General features: G+C 65.9%; 27 protein-coding genes. 22 read left to right on the top strand and 5 right to left on the bottom strand.

Annotation, left to right across the window (positions count from 1 at the left end; all coding sequences use genetic code 11):
• The first annotated feature begins 93 nt into the window (after positions 1 to 93).
• From ftsZ to tatC, 14 genes are all read left to right on the top strand, one after another.
• The gene (gene ftsZ / locus WJS89_RS04965; protein ID WP_346339812.1) at positions 94 to 1,587 is read left to right on the top strand and encodes a cell division protein FtsZ; all 1,494 of its coding nucleotides are present in this window, start codon (positions 94 to 96) and stop codon (positions 1,585 to 1,587) included.
• 109 nt (positions 1,588 to 1,696) lie between these two features.
• Positions 1,697 to 3,385 (top strand): SPOR domain-containing protein, encoded by a 1,689-nt coding sequence (locus WJS89_RS04960; RefSeq protein ID WP_346339811.1) that lies wholly within the window; start codon positions 1,697 to 1,699, stop codon positions 3,383 to 3,385.
• A gap of 12 nt (positions 3,386 to 3,397) precedes the next feature.
• Positions 3,398 to 4,558: a deoxyguanosinetriphosphate triphosphohydrolase gene (locus WJS89_RS04955; protein WP_346339810.1), complete on the top strand. Its 1,161-nt coding sequence runs from the start codon at positions 3,398 to 3,400 to the stop codon at positions 4,556 to 4,558.
• A 2-nt stretch (positions 4,559 to 4,560) separates the two neighbouring features.
• The gene (locus tag WJS89_RS04950) at positions 4,561 to 5,199 is read left to right on the top strand and encodes an NAD-dependent epimerase/dehydratase family protein (protein WP_346339809.1); all 639 of its coding nucleotides are present in this window, start codon (positions 4,561 to 4,563) and stop codon (positions 5,197 to 5,199) included.
• Positions 5,196 to 5,705, top strand: a complete 510-nt coding sequence (locus WJS89_RS04945) for a hypothetical protein (protein ID WP_346339808.1) — start codon at positions 5,196 to 5,198, stop codon at positions 5,703 to 5,705. The genes WJS89_RS04950 and WJS89_RS04945 overlap by 4 nt, the downstream gene beginning before the upstream one ends.
• A 106-nt stretch (positions 5,706 to 5,811) precedes the next feature.
• On the top strand, positions 5,812 to 6,303 hold the full coding sequence (locus tag WJS89_RS04940; protein ID WP_346339807.1) for a D-Ala-D-Ala carboxypeptidase family metallohydrolase: 492 nt from the start codon (positions 5,812 to 5,814) through the stop codon (positions 6,301 to 6,303).
• Positions 6,304 to 6,387: 84 nt separating this feature from the next.
• Positions 6,388 to 8,112 (top strand): arginine--tRNA ligase, encoded by a 1,725-nt coding sequence (gene argS, locus WJS89_RS04935; RefSeq protein ID WP_346339806.1) that lies wholly within the window; start codon positions 6,388 to 6,390, stop codon positions 8,110 to 8,112.
• Positions 8,112 to 8,777 (top strand): SPOR domain-containing protein, encoded by a 666-nt coding sequence (locus tag WJS89_RS04930; protein WP_346339805.1) that lies wholly within the window; start codon positions 8,112 to 8,114, stop codon positions 8,775 to 8,777. Before argS ends, WJS89_RS04930 begins: the two co-directional genes overlap by 1 nt.
• Positions 8,777 to 9,778 (top strand): beta-N-acetylhexosaminidase, encoded by a 1,002-nt coding sequence (gene nagZ, locus WJS89_RS04925; protein WP_346339804.1) that lies wholly within the window; start codon positions 8,777 to 8,779, stop codon positions 9,776 to 9,778. Before WJS89_RS04930 ends, nagZ begins: the two co-directional genes overlap by 1 nt.
• Positions 9,779 to 9,818: 40 nt before the next feature.
• Positions 9,819 to 10,571 carry a segregation and condensation protein A gene (locus WJS89_RS04920; protein ID WP_346339803.1) on the top strand — a complete coding sequence of 251 codons (753 nt, stop codon included), beginning with the start codon at positions 9,819 to 9,821 and terminating at the stop codon, positions 10,569 to 10,571.
• Positions 10,568 to 11,173 (top strand): SMC-Scp complex subunit ScpB, encoded by a 606-nt coding sequence (scpB, locus tag WJS89_RS04915; protein ID WP_346339802.1) that lies wholly within the window; start codon positions 10,568 to 10,570, stop codon positions 11,171 to 11,173. The genes WJS89_RS04920 and scpB overlap by 4 nt, the downstream gene beginning before the upstream one ends.
• A gap of 41 nt (positions 11,174 to 11,214) precedes the next feature.
• On the top strand, positions 11,215 to 11,460 hold the full coding sequence (locus tag WJS89_RS04910) for a twin-arginine translocase TatA/TatE family subunit (protein WP_346339801.1): 246 nt from the start codon (positions 11,215 to 11,217) through the stop codon (positions 11,458 to 11,460).
• 23 nt (positions 11,461 to 11,483) lie between these two features.
• Entirely contained in the window at positions 11,484 to 11,846 is a 363-nt protein-coding gene (tatB, locus tag WJS89_RS04905; RefSeq protein WP_346339800.1) for a Sec-independent protein translocase protein TatB, read from the top strand.
• A 20-nt stretch (positions 11,847 to 11,866) separates the two neighbouring features.
• A complete protein-coding gene (gene tatC, locus WJS89_RS04900; protein ID WP_346340079.1) occupies positions 11,867 to 12,631 on the top strand; it encodes a twin-arginine translocase subunit TatC in 765 nt (254 codons plus the stop codon).
• A 272-nt stretch (positions 12,632 to 12,903) separates the two neighbouring features.
• Here the strand turns inward: tatC and WJS89_RS04895 are convergent, their stop codons facing one another.
• Entirely contained in the window at positions 12,904 to 14,451 is a 1,548-nt protein-coding gene (locus WJS89_RS04895; protein ID WP_346339799.1) for a sensor histidine kinase, read from the bottom strand.
• 33 nt (positions 14,452 to 14,484) lie between these two features.
• The gene (locus tag WJS89_RS04890) at positions 14,485 to 14,664 is read right to left on the bottom strand and encodes a NepR family anti-sigma factor (RefSeq protein WP_346339798.1); all 180 of its coding nucleotides are present in this window, start codon (positions 14,662 to 14,664) and stop codon (positions 14,485 to 14,487) included.
• 289 nt (positions 14,665 to 14,953) lie between these two features.
• On the opposite strand from WJS89_RS04890, the gene WJS89_RS04885 reads away from it, so the two are divergent.
• On the top strand, positions 14,954 to 15,754 hold the full coding sequence (locus tag WJS89_RS04885; protein ID WP_346339797.1) for a response regulator: 801 nt from the start codon (positions 14,954 to 14,956) through the stop codon (positions 15,752 to 15,754).
• A gap of 156 nt (positions 15,755 to 15,910) precedes the next feature.
• Positions 15,911 to 16,543, top strand: coding sequence for a sigma-70 family RNA polymerase sigma factor (locus WJS89_RS04880; RefSeq protein ID WP_346339796.1), 633 nt, complete (start codon positions 15,911 to 15,913; stop codon positions 16,541 to 16,543).
• Positions 16,544 to 16,611: 68 nt separating this feature from the next.
• On the opposite strand, the gene WJS89_RS04875 is transcribed toward WJS89_RS04880, so the two are convergent.
• Positions 16,612 to 16,770 carry a NepR family anti-sigma factor gene (locus WJS89_RS04875; protein WP_346339795.1) on the bottom strand — a complete coding sequence of 53 codons (159 nt, stop codon included), beginning with the start codon at positions 16,768 to 16,770 and terminating at the stop codon, positions 16,612 to 16,614.
• Positions 16,771 to 16,865: 95 nt separating this feature from the next.
• On the opposite strand from WJS89_RS04875, the gene glnE reads away from it, so the two are divergent.
• From glnE to zapE, 5 genes are all read left to right on the top strand, one after another.
• Complete coding sequence (glnE, locus tag WJS89_RS04870; RefSeq protein ID WP_346339794.1) at positions 16,866 to 19,553, top strand: bifunctional [glutamate--ammonia ligase]-adenylyl-L-tyrosine phosphorylase/[glutamate--ammonia-ligase] adenylyltransferase; 2,688 nt, start codon at positions 16,866 to 16,868, stop codon at positions 19,551 to 19,553.
• Positions 19,537 to 19,995 (top strand): peroxiredoxin, encoded by a 459-nt coding sequence (locus tag WJS89_RS04865; RefSeq protein WP_346339793.1) that lies wholly within the window; start codon positions 19,537 to 19,539, stop codon positions 19,993 to 19,995. The genes glnE and WJS89_RS04865 overlap by 17 nt, the downstream gene beginning before the upstream one ends.
• Before the next feature lie 85 nt (positions 19,996 to 20,080).
• Entirely contained in the window at positions 20,081 to 20,860 is a 780-nt protein-coding gene (locus WJS89_RS04860; RefSeq protein ID WP_346339792.1) for a succinate dehydrogenase iron-sulfur subunit, read from the top strand.
• A gap of 59 nt (positions 20,861 to 20,919) precedes the next feature.
• Positions 20,920 to 21,417: a PaaI family thioesterase gene (locus WJS89_RS04855; protein WP_346339791.1), complete on the top strand. Its 498-nt coding sequence runs from the start codon at positions 20,920 to 20,922 to the stop codon at positions 21,415 to 21,417.
• The gene (gene zapE / locus WJS89_RS04850; protein ID WP_346339790.1) at positions 21,404 to 22,519 is read left to right on the top strand and encodes a cell division protein ZapE; all 1,116 of its coding nucleotides are present in this window, start codon (positions 21,404 to 21,406) and stop codon (positions 22,517 to 22,519) included. Before WJS89_RS04855 ends, zapE begins: the two co-directional genes overlap by 14 nt.
• Here the strand turns inward: zapE and WJS89_RS04845 are convergent.
• Both WJS89_RS04845 and WJS89_RS04840 read right to left on the bottom strand, forming a co-directional pair.
• Complete coding sequence (locus WJS89_RS04845; protein WP_346339789.1) at positions 22,516 to 23,298, bottom strand: YEATS-associated helix-containing protein; 783 nt, start codon at positions 23,296 to 23,298, stop codon at positions 22,516 to 22,518. The genes zapE and WJS89_RS04845 overlap by 4 nt on opposite strands.
• A gap of 124 nt (positions 23,299 to 23,422) precedes the next feature.
• On the bottom strand, positions 23,423 to 23,794 hold the full coding sequence (locus WJS89_RS04840) for a hypothetical protein (RefSeq protein WP_346339788.1): 372 nt from the start codon (positions 23,792 to 23,794) through the stop codon (positions 23,423 to 23,425).
• 193 nt (positions 23,795 to 23,987) lie between these two features.
• Here WJS89_RS04840 and mdh point away from each other — a divergent pair, with 193 nt between their 5' ends.
• A complete protein-coding gene (mdh, locus tag WJS89_RS04835; protein WP_346339787.1) occupies positions 23,988 to 24,950 on the top strand; it encodes a malate dehydrogenase in 963 nt (320 codons plus the stop codon).
• Positions 24,951 to 24,959: the final 9 nt, after the last annotated feature.

Genomic DNA, 24,959 nt, shown 5'->3' with positions numbered 1-24,959 from the left:
GATCGGCACATTTTTCGCTTTGGCGCGGACTCGCGATGTGCAAAGATTCGGGAAGAGGATTCAACAAGTTGCGCGAACCGGGGAGGCACCTCAATGAGCATCGATTTTCAGCGGCCTGAAGTGGACGAATTGCGTCCGCGCATCAGTGTGATCGGCGTCGGCGGCGCGGGCGGCAACGCCATCGCCAACATGATGGACGCGGATGTGCAGGGGGTCGATTTTCTCGTCGCCAACACCGATGCGCAGGCATTGAACAATTCGGTCGCTTCCACGCGGCTGCAGCTCGGGCTCAAGATCACGCAGGGACTGGGTGCGGGATCGCGTCCCGAGATCGGCCGTGCCGCAGCCGAGGAAACGATCGAGGAAATCGAGCGCGCGCTCGACGGCAGCCACATGGTGTTCGTCGCTGCCGGCATGGGCGGCGGCACGGGAACGGGCGCCGCGCCCGTCATCGCGAAAGCTGCCCGCGCGAAAGGTATCCTCACCGTCGGTGTCGTCACCAAGCCGTTCGCGTTCGAAGGCTCGCGCCGTGGCCGTGCCGCGGAAAGCGGGATCGAGGAACTGCAGCAGCATGTCGACACGCTGATCGTCATTCCCAACCAGAACCTCTTCCGCCTCGCTACGCCGGACACGACCTTCAAGCAGGCCTTCGAGATGGCCGACGAGGTCCTCCAGCAGGGCGTGCGCGGCATTACCGATCTCATGGTCATGCCGGGGCTCATCAACCTCGACTTCGCCGACGTGCGTTCGGTGATGGGCGAGATGGGCAAGGCGATGATGGGCACGGGCGAGGCCGAGGGCGAGAACCGCGCCATCGAGGCCGCCGAGAAGGCCATCAGCAATCCGCTTCTCGACGGGGTGAGCATGAAGGGCGCCAAGGGCGTCATCATCTCGATCACCGGCGGGATGGACATGAAGCTGATGGAGGTCGACGAGGCCGCGAGCCACATCAAGGAACTGGTCGACGAGGATGCCAACATCATCTGGGGTTCGGCGTTCAACGACGATCTCGAAGGCAAGATCCGCGTCAGCGTGGTCGCTACGGGCATCGACGGCGAGGAAGCGATGAAGCCGGTTTCCGGTTCGACCTCGTCGAGCCAGGGCCAGGTGTTCAGCTTCCCGGGATCGGGTCGCTCGAGCATGGGCGGCGCCAGCGCAGTGCGTCCGAGTTTCGACATGCCGACCGCGACTACCTCGCCGGCGGTCGACAAGGACGAGGACCTGCTCGACCTGACCGACGAAGTCGGAGCCGAGGATGCGGCACCGAACGAAGATACGCTCGATCTGGAAGCCGACGACATTCTCACGTCGCCCGTCTCTGCCGTGCCGGTGGCCCCGCCCGCCGACGAGGACGAGGAGGCCGGCGATGCGGGTCTCGACGCGATGCCCTCGCTGCTCGCGCCCAAGGGTGAAGCGCGCAAGGCCGACATCACCACCCCGCCGCCGAGCGGTGGCGGCACCCTGTTCGAGCGCATGAGCAACATCGCGCGCGGCGCGCAGGCTGCCGACACGGAAGCCGACGAGGGACCGGGCTTCGGGCGTGGGGAAATGGATATTCCGGGCTTTCTCAACCGCCAGAACAAGTAGGTTACCGAACCCATCGGCACCTGTCGTTCCATCGTTCGATCGACACGGTTGATCGCACGGGCTCCTGTGGGTCAGTGCAGGGAAAGCTTTTGCATGACACACCGCCTGAATGCGTAAGGTGACACGATTCGGACGCGGCCCCCGTTTGTGGGCCGCCGCACTCGCTTTGTCCGTCGCGGGCGGACTTCCTGCCATGGTGATGGCGCAGCCGTCGGCATCGGATGCGCTCACGCGCAGCCTCAATGCGCTCGAGCGCAATCCCAACGACGTCGAGGCGCTGCTGAGCGCCGGCGCGGCGACGCTCGACATCGGCGATCTGCCCTCGGCGGCGGGCTTCTATTCGCGCGCTTTCGAGCAGCAGCCGCAGGACCCGCGCGTCCTTGCCGGACTGGGCTCGCTTGCGGCGCAGATGAACCAGCCGGACAAGGCGCTCGAATATTTCGAACAGTCGGCGGCGCTCGGGGGCTCGGAGGCAGTGATCGGCGCGGGCCGCGGGCTGGCGTTCGATCTCAACGGCAATCGTGCGGCGGCGGAGGTCAATTATCGTGCCGCGCTGCGGGGCGGCGACGCGGAGCTCGCGGCCCGGCGCCTCGCGCTCAACCTCGCGATGGCTGGGGACCGCACGGCTGCGATGGCGCTCATCAATCCGCAGATCGGGGCGGGCGATATCGATGCGTTGCGCACGCGCGCCTTCGTGTTGGCGTTGACCGGCGATACCGATAATGCGCGCCGCGCGATCGAGAGCGCGATGCCGGGGGCGGGCGAGCAGATCGATCCGTTCCTGCGCCTGCTTCCGCGCCTGTCGGACCGGCAGAAGGCGGCGGCAGTGCATCTCGGCATCTTTCCGCAAGGCAGCGATGTCGAATTTGCGACCAACACCACCCCCCGTCGTCCCTCCGCAGCGCCTTCGGCCACGCCGCGGCTGACACCGCGCGCGCCCACCACGGCGAGCCGCAGGCCCGGGCGCGATGCGCTGATCGACGCGGTCGGCGCCGGACGGCGCGCGGCCGAGACCGACAGCCGCGCGACGACGACGATCAATCCCGGCCGCGAGCGGGGCGGCAAGATCGAGGGTAATCCAGAGCGAGAGCGGGGCGGCAGGATCGAAATCAGCCGCGCGCCGATCGAAGCCGCGCCCGCTCCGGCCCCCTCGCCGGTGCAGAGCGTTGCGGCAGCGCCGGTCCGCACCGCCGCCGTCACGCCGGTCGAACTGCCCGCCAGCGATCCGCGCGCCGAGGCCATGGAACGGGCGACGCCGATCGCGACGGGCAGCGCAGGCCCGAGCGATCCCGGTCAATCCGGCAGCAGCCGCGTCGATCGGCTGGGTTCCATCGACAGCATCTTGAGCGAGACCCCGCGCACCGCATCTGCGAGCACGAACGTGCCCGCGGCGCCGACGCCCAAATATGAAGCACCGCCCGCGCCGCGCCCCAAATATGACGCACCGCCAGCGCCCCAGCCCAAGGTGGAGGCCCCGCGTCCTTCGGTCGCCGCCGCAGCGAGCGCCGCGGCCAAGCCCGACCTTGGCGTGACGGGCACCTATTTCGTGCAGCTCGCCGGAAGCGGCGACCGCGCAGCGATGAAGTTCGAATGGCGGCGCATCTCGCGTGCAGCGGGAGACTTGCTCGACGGACGCGATGCGCTGCTGACGCGCGGGGTGGACTTCCACCGGCTGCTGGTCGGGCCTTTCGCCACCCGCGCCGAAGCGCAGGCGCTGGTCACCAAACTGAAGGCACAAGGGGTGGACAGCTTTCCTTGGACGCGCAACCCTTCTGCGCTGGTGATCGACAAGCTCTAGGGGCGCGACCAAGTGCTGGCAGCATCGCTTCAGAGCGACCCCGCAAGCTCGCGGGGCCGCCAGCATTGCGAGGACGACCGGGGCCCGCGGGGCCCGCGCGACGCCTTCCAGCGCGACCGCGACCGTATCATCCATTCGGTGGCGTTCCGACGGCTGCGTCACAAGACGCAGGTCTTCGTCGCGCCCGACGGCGATCATTATCGCGTGCGGCTGACGCACAGCCTCGAGGTGGCGCAGATCGGGCGGGCGATGGCGCGCACGCTCGGGCTCAACGAGGATCTGACGGAGGCGCTGTGCCTGGCCCACGATCTCGGGCATCCGCCCTTTGGTCATGCGGGAGAGGATGCGCTCGGCGAAGCGCTCGAGGACGCCGGAGGGTTCGACCATAACGGCCACAGCCTGCGGATCCTGACCCGGCTCGAATGCCCTTATCCCGGCTTCGACGGGCTCAACCTCACCTGGGAAACGCTCGAGGGCTTGGCGAAGCACAACGGGCCGGTGCTGGCGCCGGGGTGGGCGTTGGAGGAGGTGGATGCGGCTTTCGATCTCGCGCTTGCCAGCCATGCATCGCTTGAGGCGCAGGTCGCGGCGATTGCCGACGATATCGCCTATGACAATCATGACATCGATGACGGGCTGCGCGCGGGGATCCTCGAACTCGACGCGCTGCTCGCGCTTCCGCTCGTCAGACGGCATTGGGACGCGATCGAGGCCCGGCACCCGGGGCTCGACCGCGCGCGCAAACAGGCGGCACTGGTGCGCGACATGATCGGGACGATGGTCGCTGACGTGCTGGACGAGACGCGGCGGCGGGTGTCCGCGGCAAAGGTCGCGACGCCCGACGAGGTGCGCGGCGCGGGCCATGCGCTGGTCGGCTTCTCGGACGCGATGCGCGAGGAGGAGCGGGCGCTCAAACGCTTTCTTTACGCCAATCTCTACGACAGCGACCAACTGCAGCCGATCCGGCGCGGCGCCAAGGCGATCGTGTCGGGACTGGCGGAAGAATTGATCGACGGGCGCGCGGGCCTTCCGGAGGGCTGGCCGACGGGGAACGGCGAGACGGGTCGCAAACGCGCGATCGGCGACTATATTGCGGGGATGACCGATCCCTTTGCCATCCGCCGTTACCGCGACTGGCGCGGCACCTCGCCGCTGCCCGTGGACCGTTTCTGAACATGGCGCGCGTCGCGCTCGTCGGTGCCAGCGGGCTTATCGGCTCGCATCTTGTCGACGATCTTGCTGGACATCACGTGCTCGGTCTGTCGCGGCGTCCGGTGCTGCCCGACCGGGAGGGCGTGCGCGAAAAGGTCGGCGAGATGGGCGACTGGCCCGGGCTGGTCGAGGGCGAGCAGGTGGATGTCGCCATCGCGACGATCGGGACGACCTGGGCCAAGGTGAAGGACTGGGAGAAATTCGACCGGATCGACCGTCACGCGGTCGTCGATTTCTGTCGTGCGGCGCATAGCGCGGGCGCGCGGCAGGCGATTGTCGTTTCCTCGACGATGGCCGATGCGACCTCGAAGAACCGCTATCTTGCGATCAAGGGACAAATGGAGCGCGACGTCGAGAGCCTCGGTTTCGAGCGGCTCGATATCGTGCGGCCCGGTCTGCTGCGCGGCAAGCGCGGGAGCGAGCGACGCCTCAAGGAGCGGCTCGGGATCATGGTCTCGCCGCTCGTCAATCCGCTGATGCCGCGCAATCTGCGCGCGATCGATGCGGCGTTGGTCGCGAAGGCGATGGCGGCGCTGGTCGGGCGCGAGGGCCAAGGCACGACGATCCATACCAATGACGCGATCAGGGCGTTGGCGAAATGATGAAGCCGTTCGTCCCGCGCGCGCCGATCGTCATGGCCTCGATCATCGGAACCTTCGCAGGCACCGCGGTGCTGGTGACGCTCTCCTTCCTGCTGCCGCGCGACGCGTCGGGCGCCGCGTTGCTCGATGTGCCGCTGCTCCTCATGATGACGGGTCTGCTGGTGCCGATCAGCGCCTTCGGCATCCTCATCTTCGGCTATCCCGCCGCGAGCGCGGTCGGCGAAGCATGGGCGAAACCGTGGGTCGGGGTCGCGGCCTTGTTGATGGGCGCGCTGGCCGGGTTCATGACGCGCGTCACCTTGACGAGCGTGGTGGCGGGCGGGTTCGCGCGCGGCGAGAGCTTTTCGCTGATGCCGATCGACGCAGGCGCGGTCTACGGGGCGTGCGTCGGCCTTGCCTACTGGATATTCGAGCGCGACTGGCGCTTGCGTGATGCCGCACGGCGCGCGGCGGAGGGGCCGGGCGAGGAAATTCCGTCATCGGAGGAATTCGCGCGTCTGCCCTGAGCACGACCTGCGACCAACCTGTGCGAAATCGGGGCGAGACGAAGACCGTCGCTTTGCGCTTGGTTAACTTTTCGTATAACGAGAAGATGAGACCGGGAGGGGTGACATGATTCTCGAAAGCCTGATCGCCGCAGCGATGCTTCTAGGACCGGACAGCGCCGAGGAGGCCGAGGCGCCGACCTTCAAGATCGTGACGCCGCCGAGCCTCACCGCCGCGCCGCAGCCCATGGCCGCGAGCGTAGCGGCCTTCAGCATCGACGGCGCCGTGTCGGTCGGACGCGGGTGGGGGAGGGTGACCTCGACCCATCGCAGTCCCGAGCACAATCGGCGGGTCGGCGGTGCGCGCAATTCGCATCACTTGCGCGGACGGGCGATCGACATCGCGCGGCGGCCCGGCGTGACGCACCGCCAGATCGAGGCGGCCTATCGGCAGGCGGGCTATCGGCTGATCGAAAGTCTCGACGAGGGCGATCACAGCCATTTCGCCTTCGCCGATCCGCGTTCGGAGCCGACGCGCCCGATCGCGACCATCGTGGGCCGGGACGACAAGGATCCGGGGCGCTTCCGGATCGTCTTCGCACCGGTCGCGCGCGACTGAGGGATAAGGCTTTGCGCGGGCAAGCGCGAGACGGTAGGAGCGGGCGGAACTCCCATTGTCTTTTTTCCGGAAAAACCTCTCGCCATGTCCCTTTACGCCCGTTTTCAGTCCTCGCTCGATGATATTCTCGACGCGCTCGTCGCCGATGGCGTCCTGCCGGATGGATTGAAGCGCGGGGGGGTTGCGGTCGAGCCGCCGCGCGATCCTGCGCATGGCGATCTGGCGACCAACGCGGCAATGGTGCTGGCCAAACCGGCCGGTACCAACCCGCGCGCGCTGGCGGGCGACATCGCAGCGCGTCTGGAGAAGCTCGACGGCGTCACGGGCGTTGAAATCGCCGGGCCGGGGTTCATCAACCTGCGGCTCGAACCCGGCATCTGGAACAGCGAGCTGGCGACGATCATCGACGAGGGCGAGGCCTACGGCCTCGGCGCACCCAAGGGCGACACGATCAATGTCGAATATGTGAGCGCCAACCCCACGGGGCCGATGCACATGGGACATTGTCGCGGCGCGGTGGTGGGCGATGCGCTTGCTAATTTGCTCGAGGCAGCGGGCCACAAGGTGGTGCGCGAATATTACGTCAACGATGCGGGCAGCCAGGTCGACACGCTCGCGCGCTCGGCGCACCTGCGTTACCGCGAAGCGCTGGGCGAGGACGTGGGCGACATCCCCGAGGGCTATTATCCGGGTGAGTATCTGATCCCCGTCGGCGAGGCGCTGGCGGCGGATTATGGCGACAAATATGTCGGCAAGGACGAGGCCGAGTGGCTGCCTGTCTTCAAGCCCGCGGTGGTCGAGAAGATGATGGATCGTATCCGCGCGGACCTCAAGCTGCTGGGCATCGAGCATGACGTCTTCGCCAGCGAGGCCGAACTGCAGGCCTCGGGCAAGGTCGACGAGGCGATGGAGACATTGCGTGCGAAGGGCCTCGTCTACGAAGGGCTGCTCGAGAAGCCTAAGGGCGAGACCCCTGATGATTGGGAGCCCATCGAGCTGACCTTGTTCCGTTCGACCCAGTTCGGCGACGATCAGGATCGTCCGATGAAGAAGTCGGACGGCAGCTGGACCTATTTCGGCGCGGACGCGGCTTACCATTACCAGAAGGCGGACACGGCCGATCATCTCGTCAACATCTGGGGTGCGGACCATGCGGGGACGGTCAAGCGGGTGCAGTCCGCCGTGACTGCGCTGACGGGCGGCGAGACCGAGCTGGACGTCAAGCTGGTGCAGATGGTGCGGCTGTCCCGCGGCGGCGAGCCGGTGAAGATGTCCAAGCGGTCGGGCAATTTCGTCACCCTCGCCGAGATGGTCGAGGAAGTGGGCAAGGATGTGGTGCGCTTCATGATGCTCACCCGCAAGGCCGATGCGCCGCTCGATTTCGATTTCGCCAAGGTGACCGAGGCCACCAAGGAAAACCCCGTTTTCTACGTGCAATATGCCCATGCGCGCATCTCCTCGTTGCAGCGCAAGGCGGCCGAAGCGGGGCTGGATGCGGGGACGGCCGACCTGTCGCTTCTCGACGAGGAGGAACGCGGTCTCGTCAAGCTGGCGGCGCAATATCCGCGCATCGTCGGTGCGGCGGCGGCGGCCTACGAGCCGCATCGCATCGCCTTCTATCTCTACGATCTCGCGGCCGCATTCCATGCGGCGTGGAACCGGGGCAATGACGACCCCGAAAAGCGCTTCCTCCTGGAAGATCGCCCCGACCTGTCGCGCGCGCGACTGGAATTGGCGCGCGCGATCGGGCAGGTCTTGAAGAACGGCCTCGCCATCATGGGGGTGGAGGCCGCCGAGGAGATGCGTTGATGGGGGAAGCCGCCGGTACAACACGGGCCGACGAGGATCGGCTTCCCTGGCTGGAGGCGGTCGAGGACGAGGATGCGCCGCGCGCGATCTCGGGCACCGCGATGGCCGTGGGCGCGCTCGTGGTCATCCTGCTGATGGCGGGGGTCGCGGGGGCGAGCTTCTACTTCGGGCGCGATGCGGGCGGCAGCGGAGCGGCCGATGTCGAGATCATCGCTGCGCCCGAGCAGCCCTACAAGGTGCGGCCCGAGGATCCCGGCGGCCTCGACCTGTCGTCGGAGAGCGGGACGGCCTTCGCGACCAGCGCGGGCGAGGATCCCGACGCGCGGCTCGATACCAGCAAGCTCGGCGACGAGCAGCCGCGCATCGCGGTCGCGGAACCGGAACCCGAGCCCGAGGCGCCCGCAGCGGCGCCCGCTCCCGCCGCGCCGGCGGGGCCGCAGGTGCAATTGGGCGCCTATTCGACCCGCGCCAAGGCCGAGACGGGCTGGGCGCTTTTGTCTTCGCAATTTCCCGAGGTGGCGGCCTTGCGCAAGAATATCGTCGAGGCGACGGTCAACGGGCAGCGGCTTTTCCGTCTGCGCGCGGTGGCGGCGGACGCGGCGGGCGCACGGGCGACCTGCAACGCGCTTGACGCGGCAGGGGAAAGCTGCGTGATCGTCAACTGATGCAAGCAGTGATCTACGGCCTGTCGGGGCCCAAACTGACCGATGACGAGCGCGACTTTTTCCGTGACGCCAATCCGGCGGGGTACATCCTGTTCGGGCGCAATGTGGAGGATCGCGGACAGCTGCACGAACTGACCGAAAGCCTGAAGGAAATTCACGGTCGTTCCCGGCTGCCGATCCTCATCGACCAGGAAGGCGGACGCGTCTCTCGGATGAAGGAGCCCGAATGGCCCGCCTTTCCGCCGATGGGCGTGTTCGCGCAGCATTACGAGAAGAACCCGCTTGATGCGACCCATGCGGCCAAGCTCAACGCGCGCGCCTTGGGGCTGATGCTGCGCGATGTCGGCATCACGGTCGATGCACTCCCGGTTCTCGACGTACGGCAGGAAGGCGCGGACGAGATCGTCGGCGATCGCGCGCTCGGCACCGATCCCGTGATGGTCGGACAATTGGGCCAGGCGGTGATCGACGGTCTGCACTCGGGCGGCGTCGTCTCGATCGTCAAGCATATCCCGGGCCACGGGCGCGCGATGGTCGACAGCCACAAGGAGCGCCCGATGGTCACGGCGCTGGGTCCCGAACTCGACATCGACCTCGCGCCGTTCGAGAAGCTCGCGCATGCCCCGATGGGGATGGTCGCGCATATCGTCTATACCGCGTGGGACCCCGATCATATCGCGAGTCAGTCCTCGACCGTGATCGAGGATATCATCCGCAACCGCATCGGCTTCGATGGCTGGCTGATTTCGGACGATCTCAACATGGCGGCGATGGAGGGGTCGATGGCCGAGCGGGCGATCGGGGTCATCTATGCGGGCTGCGACGTCGCGCTGCATTGCTCTGGAAAGATGGAAGAGATGGTCGAGGTCGCCGAAGTCGCGCCCGAAATGGCCGCACGCGGTATCGCGCGAATGCAGGTCGCCATGGCCCTCGAACCGGACTTCGACCCGATGGACTTCGACGAGTGCGTCGCCAAGCGAGACGAATTGCTGGGGCGGTGATCGCCTTGCCAACGGGGCTGGCGGCGTTACCGTCCTTCTCGTGAGCGAGGAACTGCAATTCAGCGCGCGGCCGGAACGCGAGCCACTGCATCTCGAGCTGGAGAGCTGGGAAGGGCCGCTCGACCTGCTGCTAGACCTCGCGCGGGCGCAGAAGGTCGATCTCGTCCATATCTCGATCCTCGACCTGTCGATCCAATATGCCGATTATATCGAGCGCGCGGCCGAACTGCAGCTCGAGGTGGCGGCCGACTATCTCGTGATGGCGGCCTGGCTCGCCTATCTCAAGAGTTGCCTGCTCCTTCCCAAGGATCCCGAGGCAGATCCGAGCCCCGAGGAACTGGCGCTCAGATTGCAGCAGCGGTTGATGCGCCTCGATGCGATGCGCGAGGCGGGGGCGCGGCTCCTGGCCCGCGACCGGCTGGGCCGCGACGTCTTCGCGCGGGCGGCCCCCGAAGGACTACATACCGAGCGGCGCGCGCAGTGGCAGGCGAGCGCCTATGATCTCTACGCCGCCTACGGTCAGGTGCGGGCGCGCACGCAGCCTGCGATGCACGTCGTTCACGACCGGCGTGTGATGACGCTGGAGACGGCGATGGAGCGGCTTGGGGCGATGCTCGGGCTGGCGGCCGACTGGACCGATCTCGAGCGCTTTCTGCCACGCTCGGATGATCCGCAATATTTGAAAAGCTGTCTGGCGTCGTCGTTTCTCGCGAGCCTCGAGTTGGCGCGGCAGGGAATGCTCAGTCTCGAGCAGGACGCGGCGTTCGCGCCGGTGAAGGTGCGGCGGGCATGAGCGACTTCACCCGTTCGGTCGAAGCGGTTCTGTTCGCGAGCGAGGAGCCCCTCACGGTCGAGCAGATCGCGGACCATGCGGGCGAGGGAGATGTGAAGGCTGCGCTGACGGAACTTGCGGCGCATTACGAGGGGCGAGGGATCGCGCTCGTCGAACGGGGCAAGCGCTGGCATTTCGAGACCGCGGGCGACCTTGCGCACCTTCTGCGACGCACCCGCGAGGAGCCGCGCAAGTTGAGCCGCGCGGCGACCGAGACGCTGGCGATCATCGCCTATCACGAGCCGGTCACGCGCGCGGAGATCGAGGCCATTCGCGGCGTGCAGATTTCGAAGGGCACGCTCGATGTCTTGATGGAGGCGACATGGGTGCGCACCGCCGGTCGGCGCGAGGTGCCGGGCCGACCGCTGCAATATGCGACCACCCGCGACTTCCTGACCCATTTCGGGCTGGAATCGCGGCGCGACCTTCCGGGCATCGATGATCTGCGCGCTGCCGGCCTGCTCGATCCGATCGACGAGGAAGCGCTTCAACTCGCGCTCGATGACGAAGAGATCGACGGGGACGATGAGGATGATGTGGTAACTGCGCTCGATAGTGACTAGATAGGCGAGGAACGTCCTTTTCGCAGTTGGAGCCTCCCGCCATGGGCAATATCGGTCTTCCGGGTCTTCTGATCCTCGCTTTCCTCGTCCTGCTCCTGTTCGGGCGCGGGCGTTTCTCGAGCATGATGGGCGATGTCGCGCAGGGGCTGAAGAGCTTCAAGAAGGGCATGGCCGACGAGGACGAGCCCGCGCATCGTCCTGTCGAACCGCGCCAGCTGCCGCGGGAGGATCGCACCATCGATGCCGAAGTGAGCCGCGACCGCGAGCAGGACCGCCCGGCCCGCTAGGGTCGCGGCTGGAGCGATCATAAATGTTCGGGATCGGGTCGGTCGAGCTCCTGGTGGTGGCGATCGCCGCGCTGCTGTTCGTCGGCCCGAAGGAATTGCCGACCGCGATGCGCGCCGTCGGCCGCTTCGTCGGCAAGGTCCGCGCCTACACCCGCCATTTCACCGCCGGCATCGACGCCGTCGTGCGCGAGGCGGAGCTGGAAGAAATGGAGAAGCAGTGGAAGGCGCAGAACGAGGCCATCATGGCCGAATTTCCCTCCGACATGTACGCTGAGACGATGCTTCCCAAGCGCGAGGGAGGGGAGGAGAGCCCCGCCGATGAGGACAAGCCCGCGTCCGCCCCCCGTCCCAAGGCCGGCCCCGACGGGGAGCCTGAACTGCCGTGAAGGATGTCGACGACACCAAGATGCCGCTGCTCGAGCATCTGATCGAACTGCGCACGCGCTTGCTGTGGGTGGTCGCGACGCTCGCGGTGGCCTTTTTCGCCTGCTATTATGCCGCCAAGCCGATCTTCGCCGTGCTGGTCCAGCCGCTGCTCGACGCGGGGCAGGGCAAGCTCATCTTCACCGACATCTTCGAGGCCTTCTTCGTCGAGGTGAAGGTCGCGTTGTTCGCGGCATTGATGATCACCTTTCCCGTGCTCGCGGTGCAGCTCTGGCGATTCGTCGCGCCGGGCCTCTACAAGCGCGAGAAGATGGCGTTCCTGCCCTTCCTCGTGCTCACGCCCTTCTTCTTCGCGGCGGGCGCGAGCTTCGCCTATTTCGTCGCCATGCCCATCGCGCTCGAATTCCTCCTGGGCTTCGAGGGCGAGATCGGCGGGGTCGAGACCGAGGCGCTGCCTGCCATCGGCAATTATCTGTCCTTCTCGACCAAGTTCCTGTTCGGCTTCGGGGTCGCCTTTTTGTTGCCCATCCTCCTGATGATCCTCGAGCGGGCGGGACTGGTAACGCGCGAGCAGCTCGCCGGTGGGCGGCGCTACATGATCGTCGCGGCCTTCGCGATCGCAGCGGTGCTGACCCCGCCCGACGCGGTCAGCCAGATCATCCTCGCAGTCCCGCTGGTGCTGCTTTACGAATGTGCGCTTCTCGCGATCCGTCTCACGCACTGGCGGCGCGCCAGACGTGCGCGCGGGGCGAAGGACGCGGAACAGGTTGCGGGCGACGAGGCCTGACGCACCCGGCCCTGCGCTGACCCGAAAATTCCGTCTCTGCCGACGCCGTATCGCAAGCGTTCAACGACGCTCGGGCGGACATTGTTGGGAAAGGGGCACCCCCTTAAAAATGGGGGCCCGGATTTGCCACCGGGGGGGGGAGGGTTGGCAAGTCCGGGCCCGCTGTATCGGATAGCGAGAGCGGGGGGGCAAAAGGTCACTATCCAAAGCTTACAACGCCACTTTCAGCGAGGGGTTCCTGCCCCCATTCACTTTTTTCCAAAAATTTTTTCTTAAGCCGGACGGGCGTTCTTGTCCTCGGGGAAGACCGGCAACTCGACCGCATAACTTCCCAGTTTCTTGTCGAGCGGAGAGCGTAATTGGCGCGACAGTCCGTCGATGATTCGTTCGAACTGCCGGTGCCCGTCGGCGTCGCCCTCGTCGCCGATCAGCGCTTCGCTCGCGACCGCGAGCCGTGCGGTCAATTCGCTGGTTCGACGCAGCGCGATCTCGATGCTTTGCGACACGCCCCGATCGAACGCATGCTCGACTACTTCGGTAACGAAGAAAGCAGCCGAGACAGCGGCATCCTGCGTCGTGGCGGCGGCATCGAGGTCGAGCGAGAAATCGATCGATATCCCCTGTGGCGCACTGGCGCGGAGCGAGGCGGCAAGTTCGGTGACGAGGGGGCGGAGCTGAATCCCGCGGGTTTCCTCCACCTCGGCGAAATGGTTGCGATGGACGACCGCAAGCGCCTCCACGCGTCGCCCGATCCCCGCATAGGCGGCGCGCGCTTCTTCGCCCTCGACACCGCGCGAATGGATGTTGAGGAGGCTCGCGACGACCTGCAGATTGTTCTTCACCCGGTGGTGGACCTCGCGCACGAGTTTCTTCTGGTTGTCGACCGCGTGCAGCAGATCGCCTTCGCTTTCCTCGATGCGACGGACGGTGTCGGCGAAGCTGTCGCCCAGATCGCGGATCTCGTGCGCGGTTCCCAGCTTTTCGGGCACCACGAAATTATGTGTTTCCGGATCATAGTCGCGCACCGCGCCGGTGAGACGACGAAGCGGACGCATCAGCAGGAAATGCACCAGCGCCCACGACAGCACCGCCGCGATCGCCCACATCGCGATCGGCAGGAAAATGATGGCGCGGTCGCGCAGCGTGATGTCGTTGAAGTCGGCGGATGCGTTGGCCGTCAGCCGCTGGCGTGCAATGTCGATTTCGAGCGTCTCGCGTTCCCGACCCCCATCGATTGCGTCTGCCGAACTCAGGATCTCGAGCGTGCGCGCCCCGTCGGACACACTGAAAGCCGAAAGCGTGGTCGTCTCCGCCGCGATCGCTTCGGCGAGTTCGCTGCGATCGATCCGTCCGGTGGCGATCGCTCCCGGAATCCCGATCGAAAGATAGAGACCGTCGCCCGCGCGGTTCACCCACAGATCCACCTCTCCTGGCTCGGGCGGCGCGCCCGGCCGCACGCCGCTCGGTTCAAGCGTCCCGCACAGGATATCGCCCTCGCTGGAGGAGATGCGGAAGTCGCGCTGGACGGCAGGCGTGATCGAGAGGGTTTCGCGCACGGCGTCGCATGGGTCGGCTTCGCCGGCGGTCAGTGCGCCATAGGCGGCAATGCGCAGCGCCAGCGTGTTACGGCCAAGGAGCCCTTCGATCGAACGGGCGGCGACCAGCATGTCGCCCTGCGCCGAACCGCGCAGCGCGCCGCGACGATCTTCGAATTCGGATATGGTCGCCCACATGATGAGCGCGCCGATCGGCAGCAATGCGAGCGTCAGCGCGAGAAACAGCTTGAAGGGCGTCGAGCGCGGCGAAAAGGAGGAACTCATGGCCGCGCTGCTCATGAAAGATGCCTCGCAGCGTCAGCCGAGTTTTGAGAGGAGGTCGCGGAACTCGTCGGGAATCTCTTCACGAAGGGTGTCGTCGTAGACGGTCTTGAGAACGCGGCTGACCGACTCGGAGTCGCCCTTCTTGCCGTTCTCGCCCATCTTTTCCTTGGGGGCAGGCGCATCGCGCTTGTCGCTTTCTGGCTTGCCACTCAAACGTATAGTCCTTTCGCACGCGGGGCGCATGTGGCTCCGCAGACTCTCATCAGGCCGGCATGTTCGCTTGCCGACAATTTCAATTCGAAGGCGGCAAGTAGCGAGAGGTTCCCCCACCCGTCAACTGCTCACCCCCCGTGAGATTGTTAGCCCCTTGCTCCGGCGAGCGTCGTCGGCAACAAGCGGGTTCGAGGGTGAAACCAAATCGCCTGCGCTTTGTTCCCTCAACGAAACGTCGCTCCCGATAGGGGGGCGGCGACACGCTTTCATCAAGGAGTTGAGCGCTTTTATGTCACTTGGTCAGGAACTCGCCCCGCATCTGCCTTTCCTTCGCCGCTATGCGCGCGCATTGACCGGCAGCCAGGTTCACGGCGACAATTATGTGCGCACGACCTTGGAAACCATCGTCGAGAATCCCGACGAGTTTCCGCGCGACCGCGATCCGCGCCTCGGGCTCTACCGCACCTTCCACGCCATCTGGGGCAGCGCCCATATCGACGATGACAGCGATCCCACCGCACGCGAAGGCGATGACGCCGAGAGCATTGCGCAGGCCCGTCTCGCCAAGATCACGCCGTTGTCGAGGCAGGCGCTCTTGCTGACCAGCCTCGAGGGATTCTCCAACGAGGATACCGCCTATCTGATCGACAGTTCGCCCGAGGACGTCGAGAAGCTCGTCAAAGAAGCGACCAGCGAAATCGAGAAGCAGACGCGCGCCGACGTGCTCATCATCGAGGACGAACCGATCATCGCGATGGATATCGAAACGATCGTCCGCGACCTTGGTCACAATGTGACCGGCGTTGCGGTTACGCGTGATGAAGCGGTGGCGCAGGCCAAGTCGGACCGTCCCAGCCTGGTTCTCGCCGACATCCAGCTGGCCGACGATTCGAGCGGCATCGACGCGGTGAAGGACATACTAGCGGACTTCCGCGTGCCGGTCATCTTCATCACGGCGTTCCCCGAGCGACTGCTGACGGGCGAACGTCCCGAGCCGACCTTCCTCATCACCAAGCCGTTCCAGCGCTCGACGGTGAAGGCGGCGATCAGCCAGGCGCTGTTCTTCGACGCGGCGACCGTCCCGGCCTGATCAGGCGACCAAGCGACGTCCGGTAGGGACGTAATCGCCTCGGCACCGTCATCGACGGTTGTTTCACGAGCGGTTCGTCCCTACCTTCGTTTCAAGTGAATAAAAGCGTTCGACGTCGGTCGGCGCTTTTTCAGTCTTTGTGTGGGAGGGGTTTCGTTGGCCAATTCGCAGGAACAAGAGGACGGCGAGAAGAAGCCGGATCCCGTTCCGCTTCCCGACGACGAGTTCAAGGACCAGCTCGCGCAGGTCATTCCGCATCTGCGCGCCTTCGGCCGGTCCCTGTCGGGCAATCGCGACACTGCCGACGATCTCGTCCAGGAAACGCTCCTCAAGGCCTGGGCGGCGCGTAAGCGTTTTCAGGCCGGCACCAACATGCGGGCCTGGACCTTCATCATCCTTCGCAACCTCTTCCTGTCCCAGATGCGCCGTGCGCGCTTCAAGGGGGAATGGGACGATGTGACGGCGGCCAAGATTCTCGCGGCCCCTGCCGCGCAGGATCGGCACGTCGAACTCGGCGACATGCAGCGCGCGCTTCAGCAGCTGCCCCAACCGCAGCGCGAGGCGCTGATCCTCGTCGGTGCGGGCGGTTTTGCCTACGAAGAGGCGGCGCAGATCTGTGGATGCGCGGTCGGCACCATCAAGAGCCGTGTGGCGCGCGGGCGCGTCGCGCTCGAGAATCTCATGAACTCGGACGAGCTGGCGCCGCGCAAGCAGCATGACAGCGACCCCGAGCGGTCGGCGTTGCAGAACATCATGAGCCAGGTCGACGAGCTGTCGAACGAAAAATAAGCGCCGCGGGAATTCCCGCGGCGTTCAGCTTTTATCGAATTTTCGTCCTCGAAAAATGCAGGGCCAGCTCAGTCGAGGCGGTCGATCAGCTCCTGAAATTCGTCGGGCATCTTCTCATGCCGCGCGCGATCGTACACGAGGCGCAGATGGCTCGCGACAGGATCGTTCGCGTTCAGCCCGCGCAGCTCGGTCCGCTGCCGGTAAGGGTCGTCATGTTCAACCATCATGGTCTTTCGGGCGTGATTTCCATACATCTTAAAGTCTATAACGCCCCAATGCGCGAACCGTTTCATCGCGGGACGCGATCGGGCATGGTCGGTCCATGAGTGCAACGCAGAATCGACGGGAAAATGCGGTGTCGCGAGCTCGCGACAATGCCCCATTCCTGCGGAGCGCGGAGCGGCGGCACCCCGACATCGTCGAAACCTTCCTCCGATCCGGAGCCGATGCAGCGGTCGCCGACGCGCTGAGCCGAGCCGGCGACACGCCCGAAAGCGAGCTTCGCCGCCGCCGCGATGCGCTCGCGCTGGCGGTCGCATTGTCGGACCTGTCGGGCGAATGGGGCCTTGGCCAGGTGACGCGGACCTTATCGGACTTTGCCGACGCGGCCATCGATCGTGCACTGGCCGCGGCCATCCACCGGCAGGCGGACGGCGCCCCGCTGGAAGGAATGGCCGTCATCGCGCTCGGCAAGCTCGGGAGCCGCGAACTCAATTATTCCTCCGATGTCGATCTGATCCTGCTCTACGATCCCGACCGCCTGCCGCGGCGCGAAGGGCGGGACGCGGGCCCGGCAGCGGTGCGGATCGCGCGTGATTTCGTGGCATTGCTGCAAGAGCGGACGGCGGACGGATATGTGGCGCGCGTCGACTTGCGGCTGCGTCCGGCGAGCGAGGCGACCCCGATCGCGCTTTCGGTCAACGCCGCCATCTCGCATTACGAAAGCGCCGCAATGGGCTGGGAGCGGGCCGCCTTCATCCGCGCGCGTGCGGCGGGCGGCGACCGGCTCCTGGGTCAGCGTTTCCTCGATGCGGTGCAGCCGTTCGTCTGGCGCCGCGCGATCGACTTCGGGGTCATCGACGAAATTCGGACGATCGCGGGGCTGGTGCGCAGCGAATATGCGGGCGGACAGGCATTCGGGCCGGGGTATGACGTCAAGCGCGGCCGCGGCGGGATCCGCGAGATCGAATTCACCGCCCAGTCGCTGCAGATGGTGCACGGCGGGCGCGATCCGGCGCTGCGTGCGCCGGCCACGCTCGATGCGCTGGAGGTGCTGGAGGCGGCGGGCCATCTGGAGGCGGCGCAAGCCTCGATGCTGCGCTCTGCCTATGTCGCGCTGCGCGATGCGGAGCACCGGCTGCAGATGGTCGGCGACCAGCAGACGCATACGGTGCCCACCGATAGTGATGCGCTCGATCATGTTGCGCGGTTGGCGGGTGCCGACGACGGCGGCGCCTGGCTGGCGAGGCTTCGGCCCCATGTCGAGGCCGTCGCGCCGCGCTTCGATGAGCTTGTCGCCGAGCAACCCGAACGCCTTCCGACCGACAAGGAGGCGCTGGAGGCGGCGCTCGACCAGCGCGGCATGGCCGACCCCGCCAATGCTGCGCGGCTGATCGCGGGCTGGCGCGCGGGCAAGGCGCGCTCGTTGCGCTCCGCCTCTGCGCGCGATGCGTTCGAGGCGATGCTCCCCACGATGCTCGAGGCGATTGCCGCCGCGCCCGACCCCGGACATGCCTTCAACCGCTTCGCCGATATCGTCGAGCGGGTCCCGAGCGCGATCAACTTCTATCGCCTTCTCGAGAACCAGCCCGATCTCGCCGAACTGCTGGCGCGCCTGCTCGCCTTCTCCCCGGCCCTGTCGAACCAGCTGGCGCGGCGCCCGGAGCTGCTCGATGGCCTGCTCGACAAGTCGGCGTTCGATCCGCCGGGATCGGCGCAGGGCTTCGCCGAGCGGCTCGAAGCGGCGACAGCCAAGCTCGACTATGACGTCGCGCTCGATCGCGTCCGCGCGCTCGTCAACGAGAAAAGGTTTGCGCTGGGGGTCCAGCTGATCGACGGCAAGGCCGACCCGCTCGATGTGGCGCGCGGCTATGCGCATGTCGCCGAGGGCGCGATCCGCGCGCTCGCCGCGCGCACCATGGCGGAATTCGAAGTGGTGCACGGCCGTTTCGACGGCGCGGGGCTGGTCGTTCTGGGTCTCGGCCGGCTGGGGGGCGAGGCGCTCACCCACGCCAGCGATCTCGACCTCGTGTTTCTCTACGATGCACCGACCATGCCGCGCTCGGACGGCGCCAAGCCGCTCACCCCCGCCGATTATTACAACCGGCTCTCCAACCGGATCGTCTCCGCGCTGTCGGTGCCGACCGCCGCGGGGCCGCTCTACGATATCGATACCCGCCTGAGGCCCGAGGGGCTGACCGGCGCGCTGGCGGTAAGTTTCGACGGCTTTTCCGCCTATCAGCGGGGCGAGGCGTGGACGTGGGAGCATATGGCGCTGATGCGCGCGCGTCCGGTCAGCGGCAGCGCGGCGGGGCGCGATGCGGTCGCGGCGATCCTCGCCGACATCATCGGCATGGAGCGACGGGCGGGCGACGTGGCACGCGACGCGGCGATCATGCGCGCCGACATGCTCGCGCACAAACCGCCGATGGGGCCGCTCGACCTCAAGCAGGGCGAGGGCGGACTGGTGGACCTCGAGTTCGCGCTCCACACCCTGCAACTGACCGACAAGGTCGCGATCGATCCCGACCTGCACCGCGCGGTCGAGCGCCTCGAGCAGGCCGGACGCGCGCCCCGGCATCTCGTCGCCGATCACGACCTGCTGACGCGGATGCTCATTCTTCTTCGGCTGGTCGCCCCCGACAGCGCCAGTCCGTCGCGCTCGGCACGATCGCTGGTCGCCACGCGTTTGGGGTTCGAGACCTGGGAGGCGGCGCTGTCGGCGCACGATGCCGCCCGAACACGAATAGCCAATTTCTGGAAAGAGGTGCGTGATGCTGAACGAAGGTGACAAGGCCCCGACCTGCACGGTCAAGACGGGCACGGGCGAGATGATCGACCTACACGATCCCAAGGGCAAGCTGGTGATCTTCTTCTATCCCAAGGACAATACGCCCGGCTGCACCAAGGAAGCGATCGGCTTTTCCGAGCATCTCGAGGCGTTTGCCGAGGCGGGGGCCAAGGTTATCGGCGTGTCGCGCGACCCGATGGCGAGCCATGATCGCTTCACCAAGAAGCACGACCTCACGGTGCCGCTGGTGGCAGACGAGGACGGCAGCGTTTCGGACGGCTTCGGGACGTGGGGCGAGAAGAAGAATTACGGGCGGACGTATCAGGGAATGCATCGCTCGACGTTCGTCGTCGGCGAGGACGGCACGATCCTCAAGGCCTGGCCCAAGGTGCGCGTGAAGGGTCATGTGGAAGAGGTTCTCGAAGCGGTAAAGGGGCTCTAGGGCCTTCGACTGTCTTGGCAGCGCGCGCTCGCACTGCCATATGCCCCAGCAACGAACGATCGTAGCGATGTTAAGGACGTGACCCGTGGCCGAATTCACCCTGCCCAAGAACAGCAAGATCAAGAAGGGCATCGCCCATGAGGCGCAGGAGGGCGCGAACCTCAAGACCTTCAAGATCTACCGTTACGATCCGGAAACGGGGAAGAACCCCCGATACGACACCTATACCGTCGATCTCGACAAGTGCGGGCCGATGGTTCTCGACGCGATCATCAAGATCAAGAACGAGATCGATCCGACGCTGACCTTCCGCCGCTCGTGCCGCGAGGGCATTTGCGGTTCGTGCGCGATGAACATGGACGGCAAGAACGGCCTCGCCTGCACCAGCGCGATCGAGGATTACAAGGGCACGCTGACGATCACCCCGCTGCCGCACATGGAGGTGGTCAAGGATCTGGTGGGCGATTTCACGCACTTCTACGCGCAATATGCCTCGATCCAGCCCTGGCTCAAATCCGCGAGCCCCGAGCCTTCGGGCAAGGAACGCGAGCAGGCTCCGGAAGACCGCGCCAAACTGGACGGCCTCTACGAGTGTATCCTGTGCGCCTGCTGCTCGACGAGCTGCCCGAGCTATTGGTGGAACTCGGACAAGTTCCTCGGCCCCGCGATCCTGTTGCAGGCCTATCGCTGGCTCGCCGACAGCCGCGACGAAGCGACCGGCGAGCGGCTCGACCAGCTCGAGGACCCGTACCGTCTATATCGCTGCCACACGATCATGAACTGCGCGAACAGCTGCCCGAAGGGCCTCAATCCGGCCAAGGCGATCGCGGAAACAAAGAAGATGATCGCGTCGCGAGCTGCGTAGGCTGTCTTTCGCCGGGATGACGCTTGTGAGGGTGTGCGCCGCCCGCTAACCGCACGTGCATGACCGACGCCGCATCAGAGAAGAAGCCCGAGCGCACCTACGAGGAGCACCCCGACCACCCCGGATGGTACTGGTGGGGCGGCTGGCAGAACCCCGACAGTTTCGCCGCGCAGGTCGGATTGATGCTGTTCCGCAAGGGCGAGGCGGCAGGCACCGGCATCGTGCGGATGTTTCCGGAGGAGCGGCACCTCAACCCCGGCGGGTCGATCCACGGCGGGTGCGTGATGAGCTTCATCGACATGGCGATGTTCGCCGGCGGATTCGCGGCGGGGATGACGCGCGGCCATTACGTGACGCTCGACTGCTCGACGCGGTTCATGGATCGTGGACGGGCGGGCACGCCGCTCGACGCGCATGTCACGCTGCTGCGCGAAACGCCGGGCGGGATCGCCTTTCTCGCCGGTCATCTCGAGCAGGAAGGGCGGCGCTGCTATTCCTTCTCGGGCACCGCCAAGCGCGTGCGCGATCCGAAGAAAAAGGCCGATGACGATCGCTGAGGGTCCGGTTCGCGCGGCCTACGACGCCAAGGTCGCGAGCGGCGACATCAGCCGCGACGAGGACCAGCTCCGCGCGGTGGCCGCGCTCGATCGCTTCGCCGCCGATCTCGGGCGGACGCGCACGGGCTTCCTGTCGCGGTTGTTCGGGCGCGAGACGCCTGCGCCGTGCGGCGTCTACATGTGGGGCGGGGTCGGACGCGGCAAATCGATGCTGATGGACATGGCGTTCGAAGCGATTCCCGCCGAGCCCAAACGCCGCGCGCATTTCGCGCCCTTCATGCTCGACGTGCACCAGCGGCTGCGGGCCGCGCGCGATGCCGAGATCGAGGATCCGCTGATCCATGTCGCGAAGGCGATCGCGAGCGAGGCGCGGTTTCTCGCCTTCGATGAAATGATGGTGACCAATACCGCCGATGCGATGCTGATGAGCCGCCTGTTCACCGCGCTGATCGACGAGGGTGTGGGGATGGTGACGACGTCCAATCGACCGCCCGACGATCTCTACAAGGACGGGCTCAATCGCCAGCTCTTCCTGCCCTTCATCCGACTGATCGAGGCGCAGATGCAGGTCGTGCCGCTCAATGGCCCGACCGATTATCGCCTCGATCGGCTGAAAGCGCTCGACCTGTGGCATTCGCCGCTGGGGCCAAAAGCCAATGCCGCGTTGAGCGATGCCTTCTTCCGCCTGACCGGACATGCCGAAACCGAGGCTGAAAACGTGCCTTCGCAAGAACTCGACGTGGGAGGTGGACGCACGCTGCACGTTCCCAAGACGTTGGGCGGCGTCGCGGTGTTCAGCTTCAAGCGGCTGTGCGGCGAGCCGCGCGGTTCATCCGACTATCTTGCCATCGCCGAGGCGTTCCACACCGTCATCCTCGTGGGGGTGCCGGTAATGGGACCCGAGATGCGCAATGAGGCCGCGCGGTTCGTGAGCCTGATCGACGCGCTCTACGAAGGCGGCGTGCGACTGCTCGTCGCCGCGGAAGCGGAGCCGGAAGGGCTCTATCCCGCGGGCGACGGCAGTTTCGAATTCGAGCGCACCGTCAGCCGCCTCGAAGAGATGCAGAGCGAGGCATATCTGGAGGGGCGCGAAGACGCCTAGACCAGCTTCGCCGCCGGCTCCGCCTTGTGCTCGATGTGGAGTGCGGCCCAGCCGGCGTTGGTGAGCGCATAACGACGACCATGGGTGACGGGCGAGGCGACGGCCTTCAGCAGTCCCGCTTCTTCCATGTCCGCCAGCTTGTCGGCGACTTTGAAGCGCGGCAGTTCGAGGTCGGCGCCGATCCCTGCCGCGGTGCGATAGTCCCGCTGCGTCAGCGCATCGAGCACCGCCTGGTCCTCGTTGGTCAGGCTCTTCACGAACAATTGCTGCGCTTCGGAAAAGTCGTTGGCGGCTTCCTTGTGCTTTTCGGCGGCCTTCTTGGCGGCTGCGCCTTTCACTTCCTTGCGCACTTCGGCCGACCGGTCGTCGACATATTCGGCGAGAGCGCGGTTCTTCGCCTGCGCCTCGCGCAACTGGTCGCGCATCGCGTCGAGATCGTCGAGCATCCGCCGGTCCGAACTCTCGACCGCGAACCGGCTCAGATAGCTGGCGACGAGGCCGAGCCCGAACAGGATGACGAGATTTTCGTAGATGTCGGCCCAGTCGGCAAGAAAGATGCCCGTAACCAGTTCCGAGCGCACGAGGCTCAGCATGAGCGGAACGGCGCCCGCTGCGACGATGCCGACCATGAGATAGGTCGCAAGCCCGTAGCGCCGCGCCCCCCGGCGCGACAGGTCGCCCATGTCGGGCCGGTGCGGATGGCCCATGAGCCATGCCGCAAGACTGCCGAAGATGGCAGCCGCGAAGATGACCGCCGCGACGGCAATCACTTTATCCATTGTTCATCCCCTAATTCCCCGGAATTGCGAGACCATGTTGATCGGGGCAGGGGCTGTCAAAGAAAAAGGCCGCTCATAAGAACGGCCTTATTCGAAGGTTAATTGTTGCGTTGCTCGAACGAGACTAGAAAATCGCGTTCAGCACCTCGCGAACGATCAACGTGGTCGGATCGACGCGATAGACATAGTTGTTGTCATACACGTAGCGCGAGCGCAGATCGAGATTGTAGTGGCGACGCACGTCGTACGGGATGCGGTCGTACGGTGTCCACTGGTCGTAGCCCGAGCGAAAACGATAGCCCTGCTCGTACATCTTCTTAGCCTGACCCGGCGCCATGCAGCCGTTGTTCTTCTTGGCGAGACCCGGCGGGCAGCCCTGCTGGACATAGCCCGAATGGTTCTTGTGCTTGCCACCCTTTGCGTGCGCCGGCTGCGCGGCAGCAGGGGTGGCGGCGAATGCGGCGGCGCCAAGCGCCAATAGTGCGATCTGTTTCATGTCCAAAACAATAGCAGACCGGCATGAACGGTTGCTTGCGGAAAGCCCGGTTTACGGCGGGTCGAGTGCGGCGGACGACGGTTGGGGTCGGCTTGAGAGGTTGCGGGCACGCGCGGGCCAAGCTAGGTGCGCGCACAAGAGAGTCGCCTCGCCGCGACCGCCAAAAATAACGACCATCCCCGAAAGGACCCTCATGGCCCGCAAGAAAATCGCGCTCATCGGCTCCGGCATGATCGGTGGCACGCTCGCCCACCTCGCCGCGAAGAAGGAAATGGGCGATGTCGTCCTGTTCGACATCGCGGAAGGCCTGCCGCAGGGCAAGGCGCTCGATCTGTCGCAATGCGGTCCCGTCGAAGGGTTCGACGCCAAGATCACGGGCACCAATGACTATGCCGATATCGCGGGCGCCGACGTCGTGATCGTCACGGCGGGCGTGCCCCGCAAGCCGGGCATGAGCCGCGACGATCTTCTCGGCATCAACCTGAAGGTGATGAAAGCGGTCGGCGAAGGCATCAAGAACAACTGCCCCGACGCGTTCGTCATCTGCATCACCAACCCCTTGGACGCGATGGTTTGGGCGCTGCGCGAATTCTCCGGCCTGCCGCACAACAAGGTCGTCGGCATGGCGGGCGTGCTGGACTCGGCGCGCTTCGCGACCTTCCTGGCATGGGAATTCGACGTTTCGGTCAAGGACGTGAATGCCTTCGTTCTCGGCGGGCACGGCGACACGATGGTGCCGGTGCTGAGCTACTCGACCATCAACGGCATTCCCGTCACCGACATGGTGAAGATGGGCAAGTCTTCGGACGCCCGGCTCGACGAGATCGTCCAGCGCACGCGCGGCGGCGGCGGCGAGATCGTTGGCCTCTTGAAGACCGGCAGCGCCTATTACGCTCCCGCGACCAGCGCGATCGCGATGGCCGAGGCCTATCTCGGCGACCAGAAGCGCGTGCTGCCCTGCGCGGCCTATGTCGAGGGCAAGTATGGCGTCGACGGCCTCTATGTCGGCGTCCCCGCGATGATTGGCGCGGACGGCATCGAGGATGTCGTCGAAATCCAGCTGTCGGACGAGGAAAAGAACAACCTCAAGGTCTCGATCGACGCGGTCGAGGAGCTGGTCGATGCCTGCAAGGGCATGGACGAAAGCCTGAAGTAAGCGAAGAGG

Source organism: Sphingomicrobium aquimarinum, from assembly GCF_039655735.1.
Lineage (GTDB): Bacteria > Pseudomonadota > Alphaproteobacteria > Sphingomonadales > Sphingomonadaceae > Sphingomicrobium > Sphingomicrobium aquimarinum.
The sequence above is the reverse complement of the archived record's forward strand: the minus strand, read 5'-3'. Positions and strand labels throughout refer to the sequence as shown.